The sequence below is a fragment of the Chryseobacterium paludis genome, from assembly GCF_025403485.1.
GTDB classification, from domain to species: Bacteria; Bacteroidota; Bacteroidia; order Flavobacteriales; family Weeksellaceae; genus Chryseobacterium; species Chryseobacterium paludis.
Genome location: NZ_CP099966.1, coordinates 3,372,021 through 3,398,278 on the forward strand (window position 1 = coordinate 3,372,021; position 26,258 = coordinate 3,398,278).

Below are 26,258 nucleotides of genomic sequence, written 5' to 3' on the forward strand. Positions count from 1 at the left end.
ATCAAAGAAATGCAATTAATTGAATTATTAAACAGAATCCCAACCTTAGATATTCACGGTGATAACACCCGTGAGGTTTCTGAATTGGTTTTCGACAGCAGAAAGGTTACGGAAAACGCTCTCTATATTGCAGTGAGAGGAACCGTTGCAGATGGACATTCATACATTGCATCTTCTATAGAAAAAGGAGCAAAAACAATAGTTTGTGAAGAATTTCCTGATGATCTGGATGATAACATTACCTATGTAAAAGTAAAAGACTCATCTAAAACTCTGGGACATTTGGCTTCTAATTTTTACGGTAATCCTTCAGAGAAATTAAAACTGATCGGTGTTACCGGAACTAATGGAAAAACATCAGTTTCAACATTACTATTTGATGTTTTCAAGAATTTAGGATATGATTCTGCACTGCTTTCAACGGTAGAAATAAGAATTGGAAACGAAATAATCCCGGCAACTCATACCACTCCTGATGTTATTACCATCAATCAGATCTTAGCTAAAGCTCTTGATGCAGGTTGTGAATTTGCTTTTATGGAGGTAAGTTCCCATGGAATTGCTCAAAACAGAATAGAGGGATTACATTTTAAGATCGCTGGATTTACCAATCTTACACATGATCATTTAGACTATCATAAAACATTTGATGATTATCTGAAAACGAAGAAAAGATTCTTTGATGAGCTTCAGGATACCGCCGTAGCGATTACCAATATCGATGATAAAAATGGTAATGTGATGCTTCAAAACACAAAGGCTGCCAAAAGGTCTTATGCTTTGAAAACAATGGCTGATTATCACGGGAAAGCTTTAGAGATTGATTTCAATGGAATGTTATTGAATTTCAATGGAAAAGAATTCTGGACCACATTAACCGGGAGATTTAATGTTTACAATCTGTTGCTTGTTTTTGGAATCGCATCAGAACTGGGATTTGAGCAAAGTGAAATTCTTCAGGCGATCAGTATCCTGAAAAGAGTTTCAGGGAGATTCGAAACTTTTAAATCTGATGGTGGCATCTTCTTTATTGTTGATTATGCACACACACCAGATGCATTGGAGAACATTCTCGATAGCATTAACGATATCAGAACAAAAAATGAAAGGCTGATTACAGTTTTCGGTTGTGGAGGAGACAGAGATCACTCGAAAAGACCCGAAATGGGAAATATTGCAACAAAAAAATCTACGTTGGCAATTATCACTTCTGATAACCCGAGAACAGAAGACCCAGCAGTTATTATAAAAGAAATTGAAGCAGGTGTTGAACCACAAAATTTCAGCAAATACGCTTCAATTCCAGATAGAAAAGAGGCTATAAAAATGGCTATCAAGTTTGCAGAACCAAAAGATATTGTTTTAGTAGCCGGAAAGGGTCACGAAAACTATCAGGAGATTAATGGTATAAAACACCATTTTGATGACAAAGAAGTAATTAATGAGCTTTGGAAATTAATGAGCAAGTAGTTTATAATCGATAATTGATCAATGCTAGTATTTTTTATCACTCATCAATTATCACTTATCATTTATTAACAACAGGAAATTATGTTATATTATTTATACGAATATCTAACCAATCATGGAATCCATATCCCGGGACTTGGAATGTTGAAATACATTTCATTTCGTGCCGGAATGGCAGTTCTATTGTCATTGACAATCGCTCTTATTTACGGAAAAAGAATCATTAATTACCTGAGAGCAAAGCAAATGGGCGAATTGGTTCGTGATCTTGGGCTCGATGGTCAAAAACAAAAGGAAGGAACTCCAACAATGGGAGGTCTTATTATCATCCTTGCTACGATGATTCCTGTTTTGCTTCTGACAAGAATTACCAATGTTTATATCGTTCTTCTCATCATTTCGGTTTTATGGATGGGGGCTATTGGTTTCGTGGATGATTATTTAAAGAAAGTAAAGAAAAATAAAGACGGCTTAAGCGGTAAATTTAAAATTGTAGGCCAGGTTGGATTAGGGCTAATTGTTGGAGTTACAATGTATTTCCATCCGGATATTACAGTAAAGAGAAAATATGCAGATGCAAAAGTTGTCAATAGAAATAATGTAGAGCAGAATTTTATGCCTACAGAGAAAATTACAGTTTCTACAGTACCTTTTGCCAAAAACAATGAATTCGATTATAGTGGAATGCTATTTTGGATGAATGATAAAGATGCTCACGAATGGGCATGGATTGTTTTCATTCCAATTGTTATTTTTATTGTAACAGCAGTTTCAAACGGTGCTAATATTACCGATGGGATCGATGGGCTCGCGGCGGGCACAAGTACGGTCATACTACTTGCCTTAGCCTTTTTTACCTACGTTTCAGGAAATATCATTTTTGCCGACTATCTCAATATCATGTTCCTCCCCAATATGGGTGAGACCACCATTTTCGTAGTCGCCATGGTGGGTGCTGTCATTGGTTTCTTTTGGTATAATACCTATCCTGCGCAGGTTTTTATGGGTGATACGGGAAGTCTCATGTTAGGGGGAGTTATTGCCGTTTTAGCAATTATATTAAGAAAAGAATTAATGATTCCTGTTTTATGCGGAATCTTTTTAATAGAAAACATATCTGTTATGTTACAGGTTGTTGTTTTTAAGTATAGAAAAAGAAAATACGGGTTGGAATATGCCCAAAATAATAGATTATTTAAGATGTCTCCATTACATCACCATTATCAAAAGGATGGTTTTCACGAAAGTAAAATCGTTAACAGAATGATTATCATTGGTGTAATGCTGGCTATAGTATGTCTGATCACATTGAAAATGAGATAGAATTAATTTAAAAATTGAACGATTTAAATACTAAAAAAATCGTCAATCATTTAATCAAAATTAATATGAAAATAGTTGTTTTAGGGGGTGGGGAAAGTGGCTGTGGAGCCGCTTATTTAGCTAAAAAGAAAGGTTTGGAAGTATTTCTTTCAGACAAAGGAACTATTAAGGATAACTATAAGCAGTTTCTGACCGAAAACAACATTGAATTTGAAGAAGGAAATCACGATGAGGAAAGAGTTTTAAATGCAGACTGGATCGTAAAGAGTCCAGGAATTCCGAAAAAAGCAGATATTATTTATAAAATTCATCAGAAAGGAATCAGACTTTCCTCTGAAATAGAATTTGCTTCAGAATTCACCAATGCTAAAATAATTGCTATTACAGGAAGTAATGGAAAAACAACAACGACTTCATTAATCTACTACATTCTTAAAAATGATGGATTAAAGGTGGGTCTGGGTGGAAATATCGGTTACAGTTTTGCCAAGCAGGTAGCTGATGAGAATCATGAATATTATGTATTGGAAGTAAGTTCTTTCCAATTGGATGATATTCAAAATTTCAGGCCTTATATTTCTTTGCTTTTGAATTTGTCACAGGATCACCTGGATCAATATAATTACAATTATGAAGAGTATGCTTTAGCGAAATTCAGAATTGCTGAAAATCAGGAAAATGACAATTTCTTTATCTACAATAAAGATGATGAAATGAGTAAAAACATTCTTGAAAAATTAGAAATTAAAGCGAAGATGATCCCTTTTTCAACAAAAGAAAAACTGTCTGAAGGAGGTTTTATTGATAACGATAGTATTATAGTAAAATTAAAGGACGCTTTCTCAATGAAAATTGATGAGCTTTCTTTATTAGGCAATCATAATGTTGCCAACAGCTTGGCAGCCTCGATGGCTAGTAAAATACTGAATGTCAACAATGAAAGCATTAGAAATTCATTAATGACATTTCAGGCTGTAGAACATAGGCTGGAATTTGTTTCCGAAATTGATGGAGTAAAATATATCAATGACAGCAAAGCAACCAACGTTAATGCTACTTATTATGCCTTAGAAAGCATGAAAGCACCAACTGTTTGGATTGTAGGAGGACAGGATAAAGGAAACGACTATTCAGAGATTGAAGATCTTGTTAAAAGAAAAGTAAAAGCAATCGTATGTTTAGGAATTGATAATCAAAAAATTATAAACTTCTTTAAAGATAAAAAAGAGTTTATATATGATACCTCAAGCATGGAAGAAGCGGTGAAAATATCAAAATCAATTGCAAAAAACGGAGATACTGTTTTACTTTCTCCTTGTTGTGCAAGTTTTGACCTTTTCAAAAGCTATGAAGATAGAGGCCGACAATTTAAAGAGCAAGTATTAAAATAACTGTATTCATGTAAAATGTACTAAAGTATTAATGATCCCAAACGGTTAAAGTACACGAATACATTTTACATCAATACATGAATACATAAAGTATGAACGAACAGGACACAGAAAACAGATTTGAATTTCTAAAGGGCGATAAGGTACTTTGGATGGTCATTCTTGTGATCTCCATATTCTCTATTTTCCCTGTATATTCAGCAAGTTCGAATCTGGAATATATTGTTAATAACGGGACTACAACCGGTCACGTTATCAAGCATATGTTCTTTGTTGTCCTGGGTTTAGGAATTATGAGATTAGTGGGAACTGTAAAATATGAATACATAGGAAAGCTCAGCAGTATACTGCTTGGTCTGATGATTATTCTATTGGTTATCACCATGTTTACGGGACAAACAATCGATGGTGCCAGTGCATCCAGATGGTTGAAAATCCCGGGAACACCGATCTCTTTTCAGCCTTCATCATTTGCCTTTCTCATGTTGGTTATTTATCTGTGCAGATATTTAACAAAAAAAATAACAAGAGAAAGACTTCCGATAGAAAACATTATGTACATCTTCGGACCAATTCTACTTGTTTTTGTATTGGTTGCAAAAGATAATGGATCTACCGCATTAATGATTTTAATGGTATCGGTCATTGTTTTAATTATTGGCCAGCTTCATTGGAAATACATTGCCGGATTTATATCATCCTCTTTTATTGCAATTGTTTTATTTCTGTTGATTGCTCTGAATACCAATTTAATAGGTGGAAACCGTGTTCACACATGGATGAGCCGTGTAGAAACATTTACATCCAGTAAGGCAAAATCTGCAGACGTAGACGACGAAAGTGTAAAGGCAAAAAATTATCAGGTGATGCAAGCCAAAGCCGCTATCGTTCATGGTGGAATTACAGGAATGGGACCCGGAAAAAGTGCTTTAAAACAAATGCTTCCACAGTCTGCATCTGACTTTATATTCGCTGTAATTGTTGAAGAATATGGGGTAATTGGTGCAGCATTTCTGATTAGTATGTATCTGATAATGGTTATAAGGATCGTGATGATAGCCAGTAAGATGCCCGCATTTTTTGGGTCCTTACTCGTTCTCAGTCTCGGGGTCATGATTTTTATACAGCTTTCAGTAAATATTGCTGTAGCGATTAATCTGATCCCAGTTACCGGACAGCCATTACCTTTAATAAGTTATGGGGGAACCTCTATGTTGGTTACCTATTTGCAGTTAGGAATTATTTTAAATATAAGCTCAAGGATACAGATTTATGATGAAGAAGGAATGGGTAAAAAACAAAGTATTGCAGAAATAAATGATATCGCTTAGATCATTGTGAACAGACTGAAGGTCTGCGAACGTAGTTCAGAAGTGACGAAGCAATTTCAAAATTGAAAAAAATGAACAAGAAACTAAAAGTATTATTATCCGGTGGTGGAACAGGAGGACATATCTTCCCGGCTATCGCGATTGCCGATGAGATCAAGAAAAGATTTCCGGATACAGAATTCTTGTTTATCGGTGCCAACGGGAAAATGGAAATGGAAAAAGTTCCACAAGCCGGTTATAAAATTGAAGGAATTGATATTGCCGGAATTGATAGGGGTAACCTTTTATCCAATTTGGGTCTGCCATTCAAGATTCTGAAAAGCTTATCCAAATCTAAAAAGATCATAAAAAATTTCGTACCTGATTTCGCAATTGGAACAGGAGGTTTTGCAAGCGGACCGGCTCTTTATGAAGCCAGTAAAATGGGAATCCCAATTTTTATCCAGGAACAGAATGCACATGCAGGGGTTACAAATAAGATTTTAAGTAAGAAAGCAAAAGCTGTTTTTACCGCTTATCCACAAGTAGAAGGCTTTCCTACTGAAAAGATCAAATTTCTGGGCAATCCTATCCGTGAAAATATCATTTCAGGAATGGAGGATACAGTACAGGCAAAAGAAAAAATGGGATTAAATACAGAAAAACTTACTATACTTTCTGTTGGTGGATCTCTAGGTTCCAGAACGTTAAATAATGCATGGAAATCCCATCTCGATGAAATTATAAATAAAGATTATCAGCTGATCTGGCAAACCGGAAAGCTGGATTATAAAAATATTATTGAAGAAACTAAAGACAAAAACAGTCCTAATATTCAGATTCATGAATTCATAAAAGACATGGAGAAAGCTTATTCTGCTGCAGATATCATTGTTTCAAGAGCGGGGGCCATTGCTATCTCCGAACTTGCGGTAGCACAAAAACCTGTTTTATTGGTTCCTTTCCCATTTGCGGCAGAAGATCATCAAACTAAGAATGCTTTGAATCTGGTAGAAAAAGATGCGGCTAGAATGGTAAGGGATTCTGAGATGGAAGAAAAATTCTGGAATACACTTGAATCGATATGTGAAAGTGAAAGCTTAAGAAAAGAAATGTCTAAAAATTTAGAGTATTTCGCCAAGCCGAATGCTGCAAAGGAAATTGTTGATGAGATTTTAAAAAAACTACAATAACCAAGACCAACAAGATATGAGAACTAAATTATTAACAGTCCTGCTAATCAGTTTTTTCACTGGTTTGTTTACAGCACAGACGCTTGTAAAGCCCGCAGACTTTAAGATATCATCGCTAGGTACTTTTCTGAAAAGTAAAGGTTATGAAGTATTGGAGCAGGATGAGACTTACATTAAGATAGCAAATAAAGATAAGGCCACTCTTTTTTTGGATGTCGATGCAGGAAAAAAATTTATTAATCTAAACGTAAATATCCTGATAACGAAAGGAGTAGCTAAAGATAAAATTAACGCTCTTATCAATGAGATCAATCAGCTAGCTATGATAAAAGCAGAGTATATAGAAAGTCAAAACTCTATCAATTTTAAGTATTATTTCTGGATTACGAACGGATTTACTAATGAAACATTAGAAGATGCAGTATTGGAATTCTTTTTGTATCAGGGAGATGCTTATGGAATAGATAAAGAAAAGATTTTCGATTATCAATAACTAAATAGAAAATGAAATTATTAGAAACATATCAGACTTTTTACTTCGTTGGAATCGGAGGCATCGGCATGAGTGCCCTGGCGCGTTATTTTAATGCTTCAGGCAAAAAAGTTTTAGGTTATGATAAAACCAACACCAAACTTACTCAGCAGTTGATGAATGAGGGAATTGATATTGTTTTTGAAGATATAACCGATGAAAAAGTAACATCCCTTCAACAGGAAAGTACTTTGGTTATTTATACTCCGGCTATCAAAACATTAGGAATATTAGATTATTTTAATCAAAATGATTTTGAAATTCTAAAGCGCGCAAAGGTTCTGGGCTTAATTACGGAAAATACAAACTGTATAGCCGTTGCAGGAACTCATGGTAAAACAACAACTTCTACATTGGTATCTCATCTATGTAAAGAAGCCGATCTGCCATTTTCATGCTTTTTGGGAGGTATTTCAGAGAATTTCAAATCTAATTTTTTATATAACGGTTCTGAATATTCAGTAGTAGAAGCTGATGAATATGACAGAAGTTTTCTTAACCTTTCCCCCGATTGGGCAGTAATAACCTCTACGGATGCTGATCACCTGGATATTTATGGCGATAAAAGCCATATTGAAGAGGGCTTTAGACAGTTTGCAGCACTAGTTCGTGAAGATAAGAAGTTATTCGTAAGAAAAGGAATTGACATCGGAAGAGATCATCAAACTTACGCTGTCAATGAAAAAGCAGATTATTATTCCGACAATCTTCGTATGGATCATGATAAAATCTATTTTGATTTTCATACTCCTACGGAAATGATAAAAGATTTTGTCTGGGAAATTCCGGGAATTCATAACGTTGAAAATGCAACTGTAGCACTGGCTATTCTTCACAATTTAGGAGTAGATTTTGAAACTTTAAAAAAGGCTATCGCTAATTTCAAAGGAATTAAAAGGAGATATACCAAACATATATATAAAAACGGTAAGATTTATATTGATGATTATGCACACCATCCAACAGAAATTAATGCGGTAGTGGGTTCTATCAAAACGTTTTACCCTGATAAAAAATTATTAGTTGCATTTCAGCCCCATCTGTTCAGCAGAACAAGAGATTTTGCAGACGGATTTGCTGAAAGTTTAAGCAACGCCGACGAACTGATTCTGTTGGATATCTATCCTGCGAGAGAATTACAGGAAAATTTTAAAGGAATTACTTCCACCTGGCTATTAGAAAAAGTAACATTAGGTAAAAAAGAAGGATCAACATTAGCAGAAGCATTTGAGAAAATAAAAGAAAAGGATTTCGATATTCTTCTTACCGTAGGCGCGGGAAATATAGACACCCTCTATGATCCGATATGCCAATGGATGGGAAATAATGAATAAAAGGAAATAATAATGAAATTATAGCGGCTTCTGACATCTGATGTCTGAAATCTCGCATTAAAAAAAGGAATGAAAAATAAATACAGAATATTAAAAATTGCTATCACGGTAATCCTTCTTGGGTTCCTGCTGAGTTTCTCTTTAAAGAAATTCGGCGGTCAGAAGATTACGGATAATAAGATTTCTGTAAAAATGAGTGAAAAAACTCCGGTTTATTTCATTGATGAAAAGGATATAAGAGCAATTGTAAATAAGGAAAACCCTTCAGGAAAAGTTGGTGATCTAAATATTCCCGCTTTGGAAAAAAAGATCAATGCCCTTCCTGCCGTGGACAGCGCCAATGTCTATTTAAATTTAAATGGAAAACTCAATTTGGATATTAAACAAAGGGTTCCTGTTTTCAGGTTAAATAAAGATGGTCGTGATTTTTATGTAGATGAAAAAGGAATTGAATTTCCGATTTCAAAAACGTATTCTCATCCTTGCATGCTTGTCACTGGAAATGTAAAACCAGATGAGTATGAAAAACTGGCAGAACTTGTTGGAAAAATTGATAAAGATGATTTCAGTAAAAAATATTTTATTGGTATTTCAAAAAACAAAGATGATTATAACCTCCTGACAAGTGAGGGAAATTATAAGGTAGAAATTGGAGATTTAGATAATATCGAATTTAAAGTAAAAGGTTTTAAAGCATTTGTTGAGAAATATCTTGTTTATCAGGATCCTCAGAAATACAATATGATCTCAGTAAAATATCAGAATCAAATTGTAACGACATTAAATCCTTATTTTAAAGAAAATGACAGTATTTTAAATGCCGGACGTATGGAGCTGGCAAAAGTTCCTGTCATGGCAGTAGCCAGAAAAGTAGAAGCCAAAACAAAAACGGCAACTGTAAAAAAACAAAGCACAACTTCCAAACCGAAGGAAAGCATAAAGCCAAAAACTACAGCTAAACCGAAGGAAACAAAAAAGACACCTGAGAAGAAAGCAGTAACAAAGCCTAAAGGAAAAGTTAAAATAGAATAAAAAATCAAATCGATATAAACAAATGGAAAATCAAGAGTATTCAGTAGGTCTGGACATCGGGACAACAAAGATAGTCGCGATTGTCGGAAGGAGGAATGCACACGGGAAAATAGAAGTTCTCGGTGTAGGAAAGGCCAAAAGTCTTGGAGTTCATAAAGGTATTGTGAATAATATCTCACAAACCATTAATTCAATCAAGGCGGCTGTTTCTGAAGCACAATCCAGTGCAGGAGTTCCTATCCGCAAGGTCACGGTTGGTATTGCAGGAAAACATATCCGTTCGCTGCAACACTCCGATTATATTATGCGTGAGCATCCAGACAAGTTTATTACAGATGACGACATCGAAGCCTTAAAGGATCAGGTAAAAAAACTGGTCATGCTTCCTGGTGAAGAAATTATCCATGTCCTTCCTCAAGAATATAAGGTGGATTCCGAGGGTGAAATACAAGAACCTGTCGGCATGCACGGAAAACGTTTAGAGGCTAATTTCCATGTTGTTGTAGGACAAATGGGAAGTATCAGAAACATCGCAAGATGTGTAAGAGAGGCTGGCCTGGAAATGGAAGCCCTTACTTTAGAGCCTTTAGCATCTTCTGAAGCTGTTCTTACAAAAGAAGAAAAAGAAGCAGGTGTCGCTATTGTAGATATTGGTGGTGGTACTACGGACATTGCCATTTTTAAAGATAATATCATCCGTCATACATGTGTAATCCCATACGGTGGTGGAATTATTACTGAAGATATCAAAGAGGGCTGTTCCATTATTGAAAAACATGCCGAACAATTGAAAGTGAAATTTGGATCTGCAGTTCCGGAACTGGAAAAAGACAGTACTTTCGTCACTATTCCAGGGCTTCATGGCAGACCAGATAAAGAGATATCGCTTAAAACTTTAGCACAAATTATCAATGCAAGAGTAGAGGAAATTCTTGAAATGGTAAATACAGAGCTAAAAGCGTATGGCGCCTTTGAACAGAAGAAAAAACTGATTGCAGGTATTGTTCTGACGGGAGGTGGTTCTAACCTGAAGCATTTGCGTCAACTTGCCAACTATACCACTGGGTTTGACAGTAGAATCGGTTTTGCAAACGAATATATTGCAAATGATAAGAACCAATATCTAAAAGGTCCTGAATTTGCAACATCTATTGGATTGCTGATGGAAAGCTTAAAAATCAGAGATAAAAAGCAAGTTAATATAGAAGAAGAGGAAATTGTTCAGGAAAAACAACAGCCAGAAACTACAACCAATTCAACTGAAGTGAATACTGTTACCCAACAGGTTTCTTCGGTTCAGGAGCAGGAAGTTGTAAGAGAACAGCAAGAACAAAAAAAAGCGGCAAGATTAACTTTCGGACAGTCGCTAATGGAAAAAGTAAAAAAATTCTTTGAAGAAGTAGAATAAAGTATAAAATGATGAATGATAAGCGATACACGATTATTCCTTATCACTTATCATGAGTCAATTTTAAAAAATATAATTATGGAAAATATAGGTACACAAGGGTTTTCATTTGATTTGCCAAAAGGAAATTCATCAATCATCAAAGTAATTGGTGTTGGTGGCGGTGGAAACAACGCCCTTAAACACATGTACGAGAAAGGGATTCACGGTGTTGATTTCGTGATCTGTAATACGGATGCTCAAACTTTAGATAATAACCCCGTCTCCAATAAAGTTCAGTTAGGTACTACTATTACTGAAGGACTTGGAGCAGGTGCTGATCCTGAAGTTGGAGAAAAATCAGCCATCGAAAGTATTGAAGAAATCAAGGCTGCGATGGGACAAAACACGAAGATGGTTTTCATTACTGCCGGAATGGGTGGTGGTACCGGAACGGGTGCCGCTCCCGTTATTGCTAAAGTGGCTAAAGATATGGGAATTTTAACAGTAGGTATTGTTACTGTTCCATTTAGCTTCGAAGGAAAAAGAAGACTTGAGCAGGCCGAAAATGGTCTTGAAAAATTAAGAAATAATGTTGACTCATTAATTGTCATCAATAACGATAAACTAAGACAGCAATTTGGTAACCTTGGATTTAAACAAGGATTTTCAAAAGCCGATGAAGTTTTGACCAATGCCGCGAAAGGTATGGCAGAAGTTATTACAGGTTACTTCGATGTAAACATTGACTTTAGAGATGCTAAATCTGTTCTTCAGAATTCTGGAACAGCGCTAATGTCTACAGGAACAGCTTCTGGAGACAATAAAGCAGACGAAGCAGTAAGAAAAGCCCTTGATTCCCCATTGTTGAATGACAATAAAATTACAGGTGCTAAAAATGTATTGTTGTTGATCAGAAGTGGTGCTGAAGAAGTTACTATGGATGAGATCGGTATCATCATGGATCATATCCAGAAAGAAGCAGGACATACTGCTGATATCATTTTTGGAGTTGGAGCAGATGAAGAACTGGGTGATGCAGTAAGTGTTCTTGTTATTGCTACCGGTTTTTCAAATGACGATAAAAAATTTGCAGGTCCTACTGAAAAAATCAGAATTGGTTTAAATGATAAATTAGATTCTTTCAAAACATCTCCTTTTAAAACAAGAGAAGAAAGAGAAATAGCTCCTGAACAAGGATATACTTTTGGGGGAAAGAATCTTTTCAGACTAGATGATGAAGACCAGGATAATCCTCAGTTTAAAACATCTACTGAAAAAAAAATGATTATTGAGGATGAAGACGTCAAAACAGAAATAAAATTCTCTGAGAGAGAGGAAGATACGTTAGACAGCCCTATCCAAGACTGGAGAAATGAAGCTGAAGAGGCACAGGATGCATATAGTTTATTTTCTTTCGATGAAGAGCACGATCCAAATGATTTGGAGATCCAATCTTTCTCTTTTGAAACAGAGGAAAAAAAGGAAACGCCTAGTACAAGTTCTTCTGTTCAGTCTTTTTCAGAGGAAAAATCGGTTGAATTTAGCTTCTTCGTAAACGAACCTGTCAATGAACCAAAAGCAGATTATGGGCAGCCAAAAGCAGAGTTTAATAACACAACAAATGCTGTTAGCCAAATAACTGAAGAGCCTGTTCAAAAAGTTGAAAGTTTCTTCCAGCCTGTAAAAGAAGTTCCTGCAGTTGAAGAAAAACCAGCTGTAGAAAATAAAACAGAAAGTGAAGCTCCTAAACCATCAGAAAGCGAATTCACGTTTGTGAATAAAACAATCGATCAGGAAAGAGTAGTTGAAAGAAGAAATAAATTAAAAGAATTCAATTCCCGTTATCAAAGTTTCGATAATGTGAATGAATTCGAATCTGTTCCTGCTTTCAAAAGAAAGAATATTTCGATTGACGGAACCAACGCTTCAGATCAGAATATAAATACATATTTATCGGATAACAATGGTTCTATGCAAATCAGAGAAAACAGATTTTTAAATAAAGATGTAGACTAGTTTAAATGTATTAATGTATTGATGTAAAATGTATTAACGATTTTTACATATTTTAATCTTTACTACATTAATACATTTTACGTTAATACAAATTAAAATTATGAGTTTAGAAAATATAATAAGCGAAGCCATAAAAACGGCAATGAGAGAGAAAGACAGAGTCGCTCTGGATTCTCTTCGTGCTGTAAAATCTCAAATCCAGCTTTTAAAAACCGAAGCTAGAGGAGCAGAAGTTTCAGCAGAACAGGAAATTGCCATTTTGCAAAGAATGATCAAACAGCGTAAGGACTCTTATGAACAGTTTTCAGCTCAGGGAAGAACAGATTTAGCTGAAGTAGAAGATGCTCAGATGAAAGTAATTGAGAAGTTCTTACCTCAACAGCTTACTGCAGAAGAACTGGAAGCGGAAATTAAAAATATCATTTCAGAAACCAGAGCTGAATCTATGAAAGATCTAGGAAAGGTAATGGGAATTGCTTCAAAAACATTAGCCGGAAAATCGGATGGAAAAAGTATTTCCGAGATGGCTAAAAAGTTACTTTCATAACAAAATTAATTCGTGTTCCGGGATATGAGCTATATGTTTAGACCCAAAATGTGGATCCCGAATCCTAAGTAAGGATATTCAACCTTTGCATATCGATTTGATTAATGAAGCCCGAAATTAATTTCGGGCTTCATTTATTGCATAAGATGCTTAAGAATCGTCTGTAAATAACAGACTTAACTGAATGCATCTTTTATGTCGAGGGAATGACGTAAAAAATGCTTTTTCATGGTTGGTTGTTTTTAGAATCATTTCAAAATTAATAAATATATTCTATTATACATAGCTTTTGTTTATATTTTTTCTAATATTATTAAAACATTAATATTGTGTAACTTTTTTGTATCATCCACTTTCCCTAATACATCAATAGTTTTTATGAATTGTTGAAACATAAATAATTTTTTACCTTTGTAAAGATTAAAAAAAACAAAAAATGTATCCAACAGACTTAGTAATGCCTATGAAGGCTGAACTTACAGATAAAGGTTTCGAAGACTTGACGACAACATCTCAGGTAGAAGAAGCATTAAAACAATCAGGAACAACATTATTAGTAATCAATTCGGTATGTGGGTGTGCTGCAGGTGCTGCAAGACCAGGAGTTGTTTATTCTTTGACAGGAGATAAGAAACCTGATCATTTAACAACAGTTTTTGCTGGTTTTGATACTGAAGCAGTTTCAGAAGCTAGAAAACATTTAGCTCCATTCCCCCCTAGCTCACCATGTGTAGCTCTTTTTAAAGATGGAGAATTGGTTCATATGCTAGAAAGACATCATATTGAAGGGAATCCTGCAGGAGCAATCGCTGCAAACCTTCAGGCAGCTTATGATGAATATTGCTAGAAAACAATATTTTCAGATAATCAACCGTTACAATATTGTAACGGTTTTTTTATTTTAAGCCATAAAAAATTCTTTAAAAATCCAAATATCATTATATTTGTTGAAATGGCAACGAAAGCACTCTTCAATACTGTAGTGAATTGGTTTATCCGTCAAAGGATAGATCAGATACAGAATTTTATGAATCATCCTATTGAGACACAAAAGGGTATCTTGTTTTCCCAGCTGTTTCATGCCGAAGATACAGAGTATGGTAAAAAGTATGGTTTCAATTCAATTTCCAGTTACCAGGACTTTAAAAATAAGGTTCCCGTTGTTACCTATGAAGATTTTGAACCTTATATTGAGCGAGCAAGACAAGGTTATAAAGATGTAAGCTGGCCTGGTTATATTAAGCATTTCGCTAAATCCTCAGGAACAACGAATGCTAAAAGCAAGTTCATCCCTATCTCTGCCGAAAGTCTGGAATATTGCCACATGAAAGCAGGAAAAGATATGGTATCGATTTACGCCAACAATCATCCTGAAAATCAATTGTTTACCAACAAGAATCTACGTTTAGGAGGCAGTTCTGAACTCTATGCGGATTTCAATACTAAATTTGGGGACCTTTCTGCAATTCTTATAGATAATCTTCCTTTTTGGGTAGAGATCACGACAACGCCAAGTAAAAAGGTTTCCCTTATGTCCGAATGGGAAAGTAAACTGAAAGCCATTATCTCTGAAGTTAAGAATGAAGATGTGGGTAGTTTATTAGGTGTACCCAGCTGGATGATGGTTTTATTGCAAAGGGTACTAAAAGAAACAGATGTCCAGAATATTTCCGAACTATGGCCTAATTTAGAGGTCTTTTTTCACGGCGGAATCAGTTTTAAGCCCTACAGGGATCAATACAGTCAGATCATCGGAAAAAACATTAATTACTACGAAATTTACAATGCTTCTGAAGGCTTCTTCGGTATCCAGGACAGACCAAATAGTGATGAGATGCTCCTGATGTTGGATTATGGTATTTTCTACGAATTCATTCCGATGGATCAGTTTCACCTTGAAGACCCCTTGGTAATAAACCTTGAAGATGTTGAAGTCGGAAAAAATTATGCTATGGTCATTACCACCAATGGTGGATTATGGAGATATCTGATTGGGGATACTGTTGTATTTACTTCCGTTAATCCATTTAGGATAAAAGTCTCAGGAAGGACAAAACATTATATCAATGCATTTGGAGAAGAGTTAATGATCAATAATGTTGAGCTGGCTCTTACAAAAGCATGTGAGGAAACAGGAGCTGCGATAACAGACTTCACAGGGGCTCCGGTTTTCATGAAAGAAAATGAAAGTGGTGCTCATGAGTGGATATTTGAGTTTAGCAAAAATCCGGATGATCTTGATTGCTTTATCAATGCTTTCGATGATAGCTTAAAGGCTGTAAATTCAGATTATGAAGCTAAAAGATACAATAATATCACACTGAAAAAACCTATCGTTCATATTGCCAGGCCTAATTTATTTTACTGCTGGCTGGAATCTAAAGGAAAGCTAGGTGGGCAGAATAAAGTTCCCAGACTAAGCAATGATAGGGAATACATAGATCCGCTATTAGAACTTAACAAATAAAAAAACCGCAGCTTTTACTACGGTTTTTACTTTTATTTTTTCAAATCTTCTTTTAACTTTTTAGCTCCCTCTTCAACTTTTCCGGCTCCTTTTGCGGCAGCGTCTTTTACATCTTTTCCGATCTCTTTAGCTCCTGCCTTAATATCTTTTCCAGCTTCGTTAAGTTCCGTTTTTGTTTTATGGGCTGCATTATCTATTTTGTCACCTGCAGCATCTACTTTCGCCTTTACATCTTCTTTTGCCTTATTAACCTTTGAAGTATCCACAATATCTGTAGGAGACTGTGTTACCGTAGTGCTGGTTGTAGTAACTGATCCATCTGGATTTTCAACCTGTTCAGTTTTTGTTGTTGATTTGGTACAAGAAACTACTAATCCTGCAGCCATAAGTACTGTTAAAATTTGTTTTTTCATATTGATATTTTTTAAGTGTGTATTCAAATTTATAAAAACTTTTATCCATTTTCACATCTATGGAGAAGTTTTTGATGGTGGAGCTTTTTCCTTATCTGTTTGTTCCGTTTTCTTTTTCTCCTCTTCCTGCTTCTTTTTATTTTCTTTTTCCAGCTCTTCTTTAATACGCTTTTCTTCCTTCTCAAGCTTTAAAGCTTCTTTTAAAGAATCCTGGTATTTTTGAGATGACATTCTAATCTGACGTACAATATCTACTGAAGTTGCACCATTAGAAAAAGAGTCAATAGCTGTTGTATCATAGTGCACTTTCATATCCTGCTCAGCATCGATGTGAGCAGGTTCTCCTTTGGAGCATGAAATAAAAAAGGTGGAAAAAATGATAGCTACAAAAAATAAATTTTTCATGGAACTAATTTAATAGAAATTCCGCAATTACCGGGTAATGGTCTGATAATTTTACGGATTGATCTATTTTAAAGCTTATAGGCCTAATATCTTTTGATGTGAAAATATAATCAATTCTTAAAGGAACTTTGTAGTCGTGAAAACTGGTAGAAACACCGTTTCCTACTGTTAAAAACGCATCATCTAAGTTCTTTCCCAAATTATAATACTCATATGAGTTTGGTACAGAGTTAAAATCCCCAGCAAGTATTACCGGATAAGGAGAGAAATCTATCGCTTTTCTTATTTTCTTTATCTGCTCTTCATGGGCTCTGAACGTTGGCGCCATATGCGAAAAAAGTTGGTGAATCTTATTTGTTCCCTTTCCTGCTCCGCTAAAACTAAACATTGATTTATCTAAGCGAAATGGTTCAAGATATACATTTACTATTCTCACTATCTTTCCATTAATATCAATATCGGCATAAAAAGAATTTCCCCGGGATTTATCTTCTATTAATTCGGCTTGTCTTACAATTCTATGTTTAGTTTTTAAAATCACTACCGGATATTTTATCATATCCTTTCTAAGCGCTGTATTCGTGTCTTTTTCCTGAACAAGAATAATATCTGCATTCTGATCCTGAATATATTTCTTTACCTTATCCCAGCCAAATTCTCCATATTTCACATTGAATGTCAATATCTTAACATCTCTGATAGACTTATAGTTTTCAGTTTTAGGAGAGAAATTAACCCATCGTCTGATAGGATTATAGAAAATAAATGTACTAAGAAGGAATACGATTGCAATTTTATTTCTTTTAATGATCCATATCAGTGTCAATATAATATGTAAAATGACCAAATAAGGAAAACCAAGTGAAAGAAGATTTAAGCTACCTAGGATATTAGGAGGAACCCATGCATTAGCAAGGGTACATAATAGTAGAACAATAATTGCAATATGTGAAAACAATAATATCTGGTTAGGCTTCATGAAAAAACGGTCTAGTCTTTTTTTCATCAAAAACCAAACCAATGTGAGAAACTTTAACGGACTTTATGATTATTACTTTTTTAATTTAAAAGTAGTTATAACCGGATAATGATCTGAAATTCTGACAGAACGGTCAACCTGATAGCTGAGTGGTTGTATAGATTGGGATGTGAAAACATAATCTATTCTTATTGGAAATTTATAGTCATGAAAGCTTGTAGCACTGCCCCTCCCTGATTCTACAAAAGCATCCTTGAGTCCTTTTCCTAAATGATAATACTCATAAGAATTTGGAACTGAGTTGAAATCACCAACCAAAATAACAGGATAGGGAGATTCATCAATCCCCTTTCTTACTTTTTCTATTTGCTCCTGATGCATTTTAAAAGTTGGAATTAATCTTCTTACAACACCTTTCACTTTTTGTTTATCTTCATCACTATCCCCCTGAAGTTTCACCATGCTCTTTTCAAACTTAAATGGCTGAAGGTAAACATTGATAAAGCGGTATACATTTCCTTTTATTTCTATATCTGTTTGATTTGCATAAGCGTTATTAATCTTATGATCACTATCAATCAATTCTTTCTGATCAATAATTTTATATTTAGAAAAGATTGAAACAATAACGTCTCCTTTTCCTTCACCGAATCCGTTGAATTGATACTTTTTGACATCACCATGTTCCTGAAGCATTACAATATCAGCATTTTGATTGTCAATGTATTTTTCAATAGCATCCTGACCCAATATTCCTCCTTTTGCGTTTAGTGAAACAATTTTAAGATCAGATCCAGCTTTATCCACAGAGGTAAAATTCACCCATCTTTTAATTGGGCTTAAAAAAAGCAAGCCCAAAGCAACAAATACAACAGCTCTCTTTTTCCATGAAAAAATCCAGAAAATAGTTAATAATATATAAGCGATAATGAGAACAGGAAAGCCAAGTGACAACAAATTAAACCACGGATATATTTTCGGAGGTATGTAGGCATTGAGCAATGTTCCTAATAATAGAAGCAGTATCCCCAAATGTGCTATTAAAAATATAAGGCGAAGTATTTTCACAGGTTTATTTTAACGGAATCGATATAAATGTTTTTTCCAGATTAGTGCTAATATAAACCCTACAATAGCTCCACCTACATGGGCAAAATGAGCAATACCCCCAACATTTCCTGAAACACCTAAATAAATAGAAATAACGAGTAATATAGGTAACAAATATTTTACTTTAATAGGAACGGGAATAAACATGATTCCAATTTTTGAATCCGGATATAAGGTAGCAAAAGCCGCTATAACTCCAAAAATGGCTCCCGACGCACCTACCATTGGAGTCCTTAATGCATTATACAGGCTCTGAGAAAGCTCTTTTCCTTCTGTTGTTGTTGCACTGATATTCATATCCCCAGCATATCCGATTGCTGCTTTTTTATAAATTTCAGCCGCATTTAATCCCAAACCTTCTAAACTTGAAGTGATTTGCTGAATCTCCACAAAATTCCAAAGATTAAATAAGAAAAACGCTCCTAATCCGCTTACAAAATAAAGAATCAAATATTTCTTTTCTCCTAAAGACTGCTCCAGGATTGGCCCAAAGCTCCACAAAGTCAACATATTAAATAAAATATGCGCAAATCCACCATGCATAAACATATGGGTTATTATCTGCCATGATTTAAAGTTTGGAGATAGCGGGTAATATGCAGCAAGTACACTGAATAACTGCGGAAATATAAAAGATGATACAATAAATACAACAATGTTTATTATAATTATATTTCTTGTAATCGGTGGTATATTATTAAACATTTTTTAAAATTTGTTTTTAAAATCATTGAATGGAACTTCATAAAAGCATCGTTTGCCATTGGGCAAAAATTCAGGAAAACCTAATGCTGTAAAATCCTTAATTAATTGCTCAGCATCTTTTTTATAAATAAAATCAAATCTGGATTTAGATTGCATCTTCGTCCATTGATTCTGATAATACTGCGTAAACTCTTCTTCTGTTTTATAATCTAAAATATCAAACAGATCTTCAAGGAATTTCATTACCTGAGTCTCTTTAAGTCCTTCAGGAACCGCATCTATCCTTAAAACACTTTCATGGGCAATTTTCATATCGAAGCCTAATTCCGGAAGATATTTTTTGATTGATTTATACTTATTTTTCTCAATTTCATTCATATGGTATTCCAGAGAGAAAAGAAGGGCATGGCTGTTTGTTGTCCCTTTTTTTGTGGGCTTATTATTTTCTGAAACGAAAAGCCTGTGCATTCTCCCTAAATCCAACATCAATGTTCGGTCACCTTTATTGAATAACCAATATCCATTGGGAAGTCTCATCAGATCTTCATCAAAATCTTCATCTTCAAATAGATTAATTTTTGATGGTTCTGCAGAAATATTCTGATGGTACATCTCCGCGAGATTTTGTATCTCTGTCTGTCTTATAACTCCTCTTTCTTCTAAAAACGGATTGTAATCTTTATCTACAACGATCTCCGGCATTTTTATAACCCCGCTGCTATTTCCTTTACTAGGAAACGTTTTCTGCATAAGCTCATCCAATTGAGGATCTCTTTCAAAATCCAGACTTGGAGCGACATTATAGATTCCCAAAGATCTTTTTATCGTTGAGCGGATAAGAGCAAAAATAAGATGCTCATCTTCAAACTTCACCTCTGTTTTTTGTGGATGAATATTAACATCTATCTTTTCAGGATCAAGCTCTAAGAAAAGAAAAAATGTAGGAATATATCCGGGTAAAAGCAATCCTTCAAATGCTTCCTGAACTGCTTTATTAAAATATGGGCTTTTAAAGAACCTTCCATTAACGAATATAAACTGTTCGCCTCTGGTTTTTTTTGCTCCTTCAGGTTTTGCAACAAATCCATGAAGTTTACACCAGATAATATCTTCTTTGATAGGAATCAGTTGTGGCTGTAATTTTCTTCCGAAAATATCTACGATCCTTTGCATCTGACTTCCTTTTCTCAATCGGAAAACCGGTTCATCGTCATGAAATAAAGAGAATTCTAAATTTTCATGAGCTAATGCCACTCTTTGGAACTCATCAATTACATGTCTGAATTCGATATTATTATTTTTAAGGAACTTTCTTCTTGCCGGAACATTAAAGAAAAGATTCTTTACTAAAAAGTTTGAACCTTCAGAAGTTTGTACCGGATCCTGAAATTGGAAAACACCGCCTTCAATATATATGTTGGTCCCGATATTTGTTTCCTTTTGCTTAGTGCGCAGCTCTACTTGAGCTACTGCAGCAATAGAAGCCAGAGCTTCGCCACGAAAACCTTTTGTAGAAATTTTAAAGATATCTTCTGTTCCTCTGATCTTAGAGGTAGCATGTCTTTCAAAAGCCATTCTTGCATCCGTCTCAGACATCCCTTTTCCGTCATCAACAACCTGTATCAGATTTTTCCCGGCATCTCTTACGATCAGCTCAATTTTAGAAGCATCTGCATCGATAGCATTCTCCAATAGTTCTTTCACAATGGATGCAGGTCTCTGCACCACTTCTCCTGCCGCAATTTGGTTGGCCACATGATCCGGTAAAAGCTGAATAATATCTGACATAAAAACGTTAAATCAACTTACAAAAATAGTCAATGAAAATGGGAATAAAAACAATAAAACCGTGAATTAAAATTTAATTATCAACATGCAAATATTCTGCCTTTTATTATTTATTCAAAATTCTCTTTATTCTGCGTCTTTTTATAAATCACAATTCCCTAATTGTACGACACAAATAGGGAATTGATTCACAGCTAGTTTACACAAAATTAATACTGATAGTTCTTTATTTATTATTGTATTTTAATCATCAAATACAAGTCTTCTTTTTTCTTTAGTTTTAGCTTCTCCATGAATTTTATCGTATAGATTAGCTAAAACGCTAGGCTTTTTATAGATCTTACTATATCTGTATCGTGTATGGAAGTGCCTGATATTAATTTTGTAGAAATCATATCCAATAACGACAAGAAGACAAACACTGATCACATAGAACACTCTGAACTCCAGATAATAATAGGTTAATCCTGAAAATACCGCTCCCAAAACATACGCCACCATAATACTCGACAGCAACTTTGCCCGTGCTATTAATTCGGGATTTCTTCTGTATTTTTTGTGCGTAAACATCGATAATAAAATCCCTAAGTCAGTTGTTGTACCTGTAAGGTGGGTGGTTTTCACAGAAAAATTGGAAATACTTGCAGTTAAGCCATTCTGTAAGCCTGTTGCAAAAAGCATCAAGGCAACCAGATATTCTGTCTCTTCAACTGTTTTCTGATAAAATAACTGCCCATAGATCCCGACAAACAGCAAACACAAAATTTCCAGTACGATTGGCATCGAATGAGCAAAGTATTTGCTTCTCTTGTTAAAATTAATAACGAAGAAGTTGGCTACAAAACTTCCAAAGAAGAAAAGGAAAATCCATCCACCAACTACCGCGACCTGAGTCCAGTTTCCTTTACTGATTTCAGCCGCAAATATTGCGTAGTGACCTGTTACGTTCGAGGTAAAAGAAAGAAATATTAATAGAGATGCTATATTTATAGTTCCTGCCGTAAAGGCAGTCAGCGTCCCCAGTCTTATATTGTCTCCCAATGTCCTGCTGTTACTATAATTTCTTAACATTTTTTTTAATTTTATAATTGACTTTGTGTTTTTTAAACTTCAACAAAAATTTCAGCGAGTCTTCCTCTTTCCGGAAGTCTTTCAGAAATTTCAAGTGCTATTTCATACGACTCCAGATCTTTGCATTTTTTGATATAAGAAGCAATGTCGAATTTCCCTTTGCCTTTACTTTTTATAGAAGGAGAATAATAAGCCTCTTCTATATTTTCTATTTTTACGTAATTATTAAAGGTTCTTTGAAAGCTCCCTGTAAAAACATCACAGATCACTTTATGAACCAGGTGTGGATATTTATTTTTAACAATACTGATAGCATCAGAAAACTCTACTGGTCTGATCTTATTAAATATTGCAGTTTTGGTTGTGAATAACAGGTCTCTAATAGAATCTCCCATATCATACCCCGATACAAATAAAATAGTGTACTGAGTTTCATCATCTTTACTATCTTTTTCTTTAAGTACTTTTTTCAATATGTTTAAAGACTCAAGAGAGTAATCCGTTGCAATTAAAATCGTTTTGATCATATCTTTAGATTTAGTTTTGTATTATCTTATTTTGATGTTACAAAACTATAGTGACCAAATTAGAGGATCTTTGGAATTGAATTAAAATGTGATTAAAGAGATTAAAATGAGATTAGAAAATTGTTAAGCGAGAGTTAATATTGATAGGAAGAAGAATTACGAAGTCCCAGAAGGTTTTGTTTCAGGTCGCAATTCCACAATTCTAAATGATGTTCGAAGACCTTTAAATAGGTGATCGATCGAATAAGTTAAACTGTCTTCTCTTCAGGTTGTGTACTATAGAAATTAGGGAAACGGAGCTGAACGGTCGTCCCCTGGTTTTCATTGGAACTAACAATAAGCTCCCCATGGTGCATTCTTACAATATTCCGGGCTAGCGGCAAGCCAATACCATACCCTTCATAGTTTTTGGTATTAGAAGCCCTGAAGAACGGATCATAGATCTTATTCATTTCTTCTTTTGGAATTCCGATTCCATTATCTTTTACGATAATATAAACATCGGTATCAGTAGCACCTAATGAAACTTTTACCTGTTGGAAATTAGAATATTTACACCCGTTATTAATAATGTTAGCTACGGCGAGATGGAGCAACTGTTCATTCCCCTGAACTTTTAATTTTTTGGGATTTTCAGGCAGCATACTGATGTCTAAATAGATGTTATTTCGGGTGTCAATTTTTCTTAGTGTTTCAATAACATCCCAAAGCAACTGATCGATCCTAACCTTATCCATTTTCTGAATTTTCCCATCAAAACCTGTTTGAGCAATCATCAGAAGTGCTTTTATCTTTTTATCGAGTTTCTCTGCTTCATCGAGAATGATCTCCAGTGTTTCTTTATATTCATCAGCCGTTCTGTTGATTGAAAGAGCCACATCAGCTTCACCCATAATAGAGGTAAGCGGAGTTCTCAATTCATGAGAAACATTTCCAATCAGATGGTTCTGGGTTTCAAATGAGGTCTCAATACGATTAAGCATGTCATTAAATGTATCTACCAGCTCATTGAGTTCTTTATTGTCAGGATGAGATTCCAGTCTCAGGTGAAGGTTTTCAGAACTGATCTGTTTTACTTTACCTGTGATCTTTAATATGGGTTTAAACAACGTTTTAGATAAATAAAAGGAAAAGATCATGCTGAAGAACAGTGAAAGAACAATACACGTAACCAATGTTCTTTTGAGGAATCCCAAGTAATAAATGAGATAATGATTTTTGGCAGAAGCGATCGCGATATATTCTTTATCATGAAATTTAAATGACTGGCCGATATAATAAAACTCTTTATCATTGTAATTATCTTCCCCTTTTCTCATGATATTCTTAAAAAAAGTATCGGGAATATGAACCTCCTGAGATATTTTTTTGAAATTTGAATCCGTTGGAACCATAAATACATAATCCTTTTCCATTGGAAGTTCTTCATCATTCAGACTATTCAGAACGTAATTTTCCGGAAGATCCAGGTGTTGTTTCCCTTTTTCAATTTGTACAATGGTCGTGGTTCGGATTTTGAGCAGTTCATAAAACCTCTGATGAGAAAAATTGACGATCGAGAAATACACCAATCCACCAAACAGCAATATAATCGTGGTGAAAACCACCATTAAAAGCACCATTGTTTTGGTTTGATTGGTAATTACTTTATTAAACATCAATTAAGGTTTTTTTAAAACATATCCCATTCCAATTACAGTATGTATCAGTTTCTGATCATCCTGGCTATCCAGTTTTTTCCTCAGATAGTTTACATATACATCCACAACATTGGTTCCGAGCTCATAATTTACTCCCCAGACAGCATCCAGAATTTCGGCTCTGGAGATTACTTTTTCAGGATTATTAAGGAAGTACATTAATAACTTATATTCTGTAGAAGTAAGAGAAACCTCATCTCCGGCCCGGGTAACTTTTTTAGTGTAATCGTTCACCATCAGATCTGAAAACCTATAAACATATTCACTGTCAGCTTCAGATTCTAAAGACTCCTGTGTTGTTGTATTGCCGATACTTCTCCTCAATAAGGATTTTATGCGGGCAACCAGTTCAATAAATTTAAAAGGTTTTACAAGATAGTCGTCACCACCACTTTCGAGACCCAGAACGATATTTTCAGAGGTTCCCAATGCGGTCAGAAAAAGGATGGGAACATGTTGATTGGTCTTTCTTATTTCTTTACAGACATCCAGCCCATTCATTTCCGGTAACATAATATCTAAAATTACCAGATCAAAATCATTGGCTTCCACCAGCTGTACTCCGGTACGTCCGTCAAAAGCCACTGAAATCTCATAGCCTTTTTCCTGAAGTCCTTTTTTAATAAAAGATACAACACTGGTTTCGTCTTCGATCAGAATAATTTTTTTCATAAGTAACGAATTTCACAAAAATAACAAAAAGAAAGGAAACATTCCGAAGGTATATACGATGTGATTTTAAATGAAATGATTTTAAAGTTGTTGAAAACTATTGAGAATAATACTACATTTGTTGTTATAAGCAAATAATGAAAACAGTTCAGGTTAAATTTTAATAGTATGAATGATTTTTTAATAGGTATTGGAAAAAGATTAAAAGATATTAGAAAGAAAAATAATTTAACGATCAATGAACTGGCTTTTAAGGCCAATGTGAGTAATGGTCTTGTATCCCGGATCGAAAACGGAAGAACAATTCCTTCTCTTCCTGTTCTGTTGGATCTCATTCAGTCATTAGAAATAGACGCAAGCTTTTTTTTCGAAGGCGTTGAAAAAAAATCAAATGCTAAGTTTATCTATTTACCAAAAGATAGCCAGCAGCTTATTGAAAAAGAAGTGGAAGCTGAAGGCTTTAAATATCTGCACATTTTCAGTAAAAGTCTTCATTCATTAGGTTTTGAAGCTGTTTTATTAACTCTTGAACCCAATTCTAAAAGAGAAAAGGTAATTACGGATGCCTGGGAATTTAAATATATTTTAAAAGGCGAGGTAAAGTATCTGATCGATAATGAGGAAATAATTCTAAAGGAAGGAGATTCATTATATTTCAATGGAAAATTGCCACACGTCCCGGTAAGCATCAGTGATGAAAGCTGCATCATGCTGGTTCTTTATTTCTATTCTGATAAATAGCAACATTCTTTATTTTGTTCCTTATATAGTTGTCAGTTTTACTGTCTTCTTTTTTTAAAAAGTTTACAAATACTCAACTTCCGGTTTTTTGCACTTCATTAAAATTAATGGAGAATTAACGGATTTCCTATCAAATACCATT

At 34.7% G+C, this 26,258-nt stretch carries 24 protein-coding genes; 14 read left to right on the forward strand and 10 right to left on the reverse strand.

Features of this window, described 5'->3' with window-relative positions:
* Nucleotides 1–9: 9 nt before the first annotated feature.
* From NG806_RS15205 to NG806_RS15265, 13 genes are all read left to right on the forward strand, one after another.
* The gene (locus NG806_RS15205) at nucleotides 10–1,470 is read left to right on the forward strand and encodes a UDP-N-acetylmuramoyl-L-alanyl-D-glutamate--2,6-diaminopimelate ligase (protein WP_261510449.1); all 1,461 of its coding nucleotides are present in this window, start codon (nucleotides 10–12) and stop codon (nucleotides 1,468–1,470) included.
* Nucleotides 1,471–1,551: 81 nt separating this feature from the next.
* Nucleotides 1,552–2,793: a phospho-N-acetylmuramoyl-pentapeptide-transferase gene (gene mraY, locus NG806_RS15210; protein WP_214829628.1), complete on the forward strand. Its 1,242-nt coding sequence runs from the start codon at nucleotides 1,552–1,554 to the stop codon at nucleotides 2,791–2,793.
* A 65-nt stretch (nucleotides 2,794–2,858) separates the two neighbouring features.
* The gene (gene murD, locus NG806_RS15215; protein ID WP_261510451.1) at nucleotides 2,859–4,184 is read left to right on the forward strand and encodes a UDP-N-acetylmuramoyl-L-alanine--D-glutamate ligase; all 1,326 of its coding nucleotides are present in this window, start codon (nucleotides 2,859–2,861) and stop codon (nucleotides 4,182–4,184) included.
* 92 nt (nucleotides 4,185–4,276) lie between these two features.
* Nucleotides 4,277–5,515, forward strand: coding sequence for an FtsW/RodA/SpoVE family cell cycle protein (locus NG806_RS15220; protein WP_214829631.1), 1,239 nt, complete (start codon nucleotides 4,277–4,279; stop codon nucleotides 5,513–5,515).
* 71 nt (nucleotides 5,516–5,586) lie between these two features.
* Complete coding sequence (murG, locus tag NG806_RS15225; RefSeq protein WP_261510452.1) at nucleotides 5,587–6,687, forward strand: undecaprenyldiphospho-muramoylpentapeptide beta-N-acetylglucosaminyltransferase; 1,101 nt, start codon at nucleotides 5,587–5,589, stop codon at nucleotides 6,685–6,687.
* A gap of 16 nt (nucleotides 6,688–6,703) precedes the next feature.
* Nucleotides 6,704–7,180 (forward strand): hypothetical protein, encoded by a 477-nt coding sequence (locus NG806_RS15230; protein WP_261510453.1) that lies wholly within the window; start codon nucleotides 6,704–6,706, stop codon nucleotides 7,178–7,180.
* An 11-nt stretch (nucleotides 7,181–7,191) separates the two neighbouring features.
* Nucleotides 7,192–8,553 (forward strand): UDP-N-acetylmuramate--L-alanine ligase, encoded by a 1,362-nt coding sequence (murC, locus tag NG806_RS15235; protein WP_214829642.1) that lies wholly within the window; start codon nucleotides 7,192–7,194, stop codon nucleotides 8,551–8,553.
* 69 nt (nucleotides 8,554–8,622) lie between these two features.
* Nucleotides 8,623–9,585 (forward strand): cell division protein FtsQ/DivIB, encoded by a 963-nt coding sequence (locus NG806_RS15240; protein WP_214829643.1) that lies wholly within the window; start codon nucleotides 8,623–8,625, stop codon nucleotides 9,583–9,585.
* A gap of 22 nt (nucleotides 9,586–9,607) precedes the next feature.
* Nucleotides 9,608–10,993, forward strand: coding sequence for a cell division protein FtsA (gene ftsA / locus NG806_RS15245; RefSeq protein WP_261510455.1), 1,386 nt, complete (start codon nucleotides 9,608–9,610; stop codon nucleotides 10,991–10,993).
* Between the two features lie 78 nt (nucleotides 10,994–11,071).
* Nucleotides 11,072–12,991 carry a cell division protein FtsZ gene (gene ftsZ / locus NG806_RS15250; RefSeq protein ID WP_214829648.1) on the forward strand — a complete coding sequence of 640 codons (1,920 nt, stop codon included), beginning with the start codon at nucleotides 11,072–11,074 and terminating at the stop codon, nucleotides 12,989–12,991.
* Between the two features lie 100 nt (nucleotides 12,992–13,091).
* The gene (locus NG806_RS15255) at nucleotides 13,092–13,538 is read left to right on the forward strand and encodes a GatB/YqeY domain-containing protein (RefSeq protein ID WP_261510457.1); all 447 of its coding nucleotides are present in this window, start codon (nucleotides 13,092–13,094) and stop codon (nucleotides 13,536–13,538) included.
* A gap of 436 nt (nucleotides 13,539–13,974) precedes the next feature.
* The gene (locus NG806_RS15260; protein WP_214829652.1) at nucleotides 13,975–14,385 is read left to right on the forward strand and encodes a BrxA/BrxB family bacilliredoxin; all 411 of its coding nucleotides are present in this window, start codon (nucleotides 13,975–13,977) and stop codon (nucleotides 14,383–14,385) included.
* A 105-nt stretch (nucleotides 14,386–14,490) separates the two neighbouring features.
* Entirely contained in the window at nucleotides 14,491–16,005 is a 1,515-nt protein-coding gene (locus tag NG806_RS15265) for a GH3 auxin-responsive promoter family protein (protein WP_261510459.1), read from the forward strand.
* A gap of 32 nt (nucleotides 16,006–16,037) precedes the next feature.
* Here the strand turns inward: NG806_RS15265 and NG806_RS15270 are convergent, their stop codons facing one another.
* The 10 genes from NG806_RS15270 to NG806_RS15315 form a co-directional block, all read right to left on the reverse strand.
* A complete protein-coding gene (locus tag NG806_RS15270) occupies nucleotides 16,038–16,418 on the reverse strand; it encodes a hypothetical protein (RefSeq protein ID WP_214829656.1) in 381 nt (126 codons plus the stop codon).
* Nucleotides 16,419–16,475: 57 nt separating this feature from the next.
* A complete protein-coding gene (locus tag NG806_RS15275; protein WP_214829659.1) occupies nucleotides 16,476–16,823 on the reverse strand; it encodes a hypothetical protein in 348 nt (115 codons plus the stop codon).
* A 4-nt stretch (nucleotides 16,824–16,827) separates the two neighbouring features.
* Nucleotides 16,828–17,829, reverse strand: a complete 1,002-nt coding sequence (locus tag NG806_RS15280; protein WP_261510461.1) for an endonuclease/exonuclease/phosphatase family protein — start codon at nucleotides 17,827–17,829, stop codon at nucleotides 16,828–16,830.
* Between the two features lie 45 nt (nucleotides 17,830–17,874).
* Entirely contained in the window at nucleotides 17,875–18,870 is a 996-nt protein-coding gene (locus NG806_RS15285; protein WP_214829661.1) for an endonuclease/exonuclease/phosphatase family protein, read from the reverse strand.
* Between the two features lie 9 nt (nucleotides 18,871–18,879).
* The gene (locus NG806_RS15290; RefSeq protein WP_214829663.1) at nucleotides 18,880–19,617 is read right to left on the reverse strand and encodes a rhomboid family intramembrane serine protease; all 738 of its coding nucleotides are present in this window, start codon (nucleotides 19,615–19,617) and stop codon (nucleotides 18,880–18,882) included.
* 3 nt (nucleotides 19,618–19,620) lie between these two features.
* Nucleotides 19,621–21,405 carry a DNA mismatch repair endonuclease MutL gene (gene mutL, locus NG806_RS15295; protein ID WP_261510463.1) on the reverse strand — a complete coding sequence of 595 codons (1,785 nt, stop codon included), beginning with the start codon at nucleotides 21,403–21,405 and terminating at the stop codon, nucleotides 19,621–19,623.
* A gap of 243 nt (nucleotides 21,406–21,648) precedes the next feature.
* Nucleotides 21,649–22,476, reverse strand: coding sequence for a YoaK family protein (locus tag NG806_RS15300; RefSeq protein ID WP_214829667.1), 828 nt, complete (start codon nucleotides 22,474–22,476; stop codon nucleotides 21,649–21,651).
* A 32-nt stretch (nucleotides 22,477–22,508) separates the two neighbouring features.
* Entirely contained in the window at nucleotides 22,509–23,003 is a 495-nt protein-coding gene (locus NG806_RS15305) for a hypothetical protein (RefSeq protein WP_214829669.1), read from the reverse strand.
* Between the two features lie 248 nt (nucleotides 23,004–23,251).
* Nucleotides 23,252–24,661 (reverse strand): sensor histidine kinase, encoded by a 1,410-nt coding sequence (locus NG806_RS15310; protein ID WP_214829671.1) that lies wholly within the window; start codon nucleotides 24,659–24,661, stop codon nucleotides 23,252–23,254.
* Nucleotides 24,662–24,664: 3 nt separating this feature from the next.
* The gene (locus NG806_RS15315; protein WP_261510465.1) at nucleotides 24,665–25,375 is read right to left on the reverse strand and encodes a response regulator transcription factor; all 711 of its coding nucleotides are present in this window, start codon (nucleotides 25,373–25,375) and stop codon (nucleotides 24,665–24,667) included.
* A 168-nt stretch (nucleotides 25,376–25,543) separates the two neighbouring features.
* Here NG806_RS15315 and NG806_RS15320 point away from each other — a divergent pair, with 168 nt between their 5' ends.
* Nucleotides 25,544–26,116 carry a helix-turn-helix domain-containing protein gene (locus NG806_RS15320; RefSeq protein ID WP_214829675.1) on the forward strand — a complete coding sequence of 191 codons (573 nt, stop codon included), beginning with the start codon at nucleotides 25,544–25,546 and terminating at the stop codon, nucleotides 26,114–26,116.
* The last annotated feature ends 142 nt before the right edge of the window (nucleotides 26,117–26,258 follow it).

What these genes read in the sequence shown, in the direction of transcription:
- NG806_RS15265 (WP_261510459.1), top strand. Translation starts at nt 14,491, where the DNA reads ATGGCAACGAAAGCACTCTTCAATACTGTAGTGAATTGGTTTATCCGT.
- murD (WP_261510451.1), top strand. Translation starts at nt 2,859, where the DNA reads ATGAAAATAGTTGTTTTAGGGGGTGGGGAAAGTGGCTGTGGAGCCGCT.
- NG806_RS15310 (WP_214829671.1), bottom strand. Translation starts at nt 24,661, where the DNA reads ATGTTTAATAAAGTAATTACCAATCAAACCAAAACAATGGTGCTTTTA.
- murC (WP_214829642.1), top strand. Translation starts at nt 7,192, where the DNA reads ATGAAATTATTAGAAACATATCAGACTTTTTACTTCGTTGGAATCGGA.
- NG806_RS15205 (WP_261510449.1), top strand. Translation starts at nt 10, where the DNA reads ATGCAATTAATTGAATTATTAAACAGAATCCCAACCTTAGATATTCAC.
- ftsA (WP_261510455.1), top strand. Translation starts at nt 9,608, where the DNA reads ATGGAAAATCAAGAGTATTCAGTAGGTCTGGACATCGGGACAACAAAG.
- mutL (WP_261510463.1), bottom strand. Translation starts at nt 21,405, where the DNA reads ATGTCAGATATTATTCAGCTTTTACCGGATCATGTGGCCAACCAAATT.
- NG806_RS15270 (WP_214829656.1), bottom strand. Translation starts at nt 16,418, where the DNA reads ATGAAAAAACAAATTTTAACAGTACTTATGGCTGCAGGATTAGTAGTT.
- NG806_RS15280 (WP_261510461.1), bottom strand. Translation starts at nt 17,829, where the DNA reads ATGAAAAAAAGACTAGACCGTTTTTTCATGAAGCCTAACCAGATATTA.
- NG806_RS15300 (WP_214829667.1), bottom strand. Translation starts at nt 22,476, where the DNA reads ATGTTAAGAAATTATAGTAACAGCAGGACATTGGGAGACAATATAAGA.
- NG806_RS15230 (WP_261510453.1), top strand. Translation starts at nt 6,704, where the DNA reads ATGAGAACTAAATTATTAACAGTCCTGCTAATCAGTTTTTTCACTGGT.
- ftsZ (WP_214829648.1), top strand. Translation starts at nt 11,072, where the DNA reads ATGGAAAATATAGGTACACAAGGGTTTTCATTTGATTTGCCAAAAGGA.
- NG806_RS15305 (WP_214829669.1), bottom strand. Translation starts at nt 23,003, where the DNA reads ATGATCAAAACGATTTTAATTGCAACGGATTACTCTCTTGAGTCTTTA.
- mraY (WP_214829628.1), top strand. Translation starts at nt 1,552, where the DNA reads ATGTTATATTATTTATACGAATATCTAACCAATCATGGAATCCATATC.
- NG806_RS15260 (WP_214829652.1), top strand. Translation starts at nt 13,975, where the DNA reads ATGTATCCAACAGACTTAGTAATGCCTATGAAGGCTGAACTTACAGAT.
- NG806_RS15320 (WP_214829675.1), top strand. Translation starts at nt 25,544, where the DNA reads ATGAATGATTTTTTAATAGGTATTGGAAAAAGATTAAAAGATATTAGA.
- NG806_RS15290 (WP_214829663.1), bottom strand. Translation starts at nt 19,617, where the DNA reads ATGTTTAATAATATACCACCGATTACAAGAAATATAATTATAATAAAC.
- NG806_RS15240 (WP_214829643.1), top strand. Translation starts at nt 8,623, where the DNA reads ATGAAAAATAAATACAGAATATTAAAAATTGCTATCACGGTAATCCTT.
- NG806_RS15255 (WP_261510457.1), top strand. Translation starts at nt 13,092, where the DNA reads ATGAGTTTAGAAAATATAATAAGCGAAGCCATAAAAACGGCAATGAGA.
- NG806_RS15315 (WP_261510465.1), bottom strand. Translation starts at nt 25,375, where the DNA reads ATGAAAAAAATTATTCTGATCGAAGACGAAACCAGTGTTGTATCTTTT.
- murG (WP_261510452.1), top strand. Translation starts at nt 5,587, where the DNA reads ATGAACAAGAAACTAAAAGTATTATTATCCGGTGGTGGAACAGGAGGA.
- NG806_RS15275 (WP_214829659.1), bottom strand. Translation starts at nt 16,823, where the DNA reads ATGAAAAATTTATTTTTTGTAGCTATCATTTTTTCCACCTTTTTTATT.
- NG806_RS15220 (WP_214829631.1), top strand. Translation starts at nt 4,277, where the DNA reads ATGAACGAACAGGACACAGAAAACAGATTTGAATTTCTAAAGGGCGAT.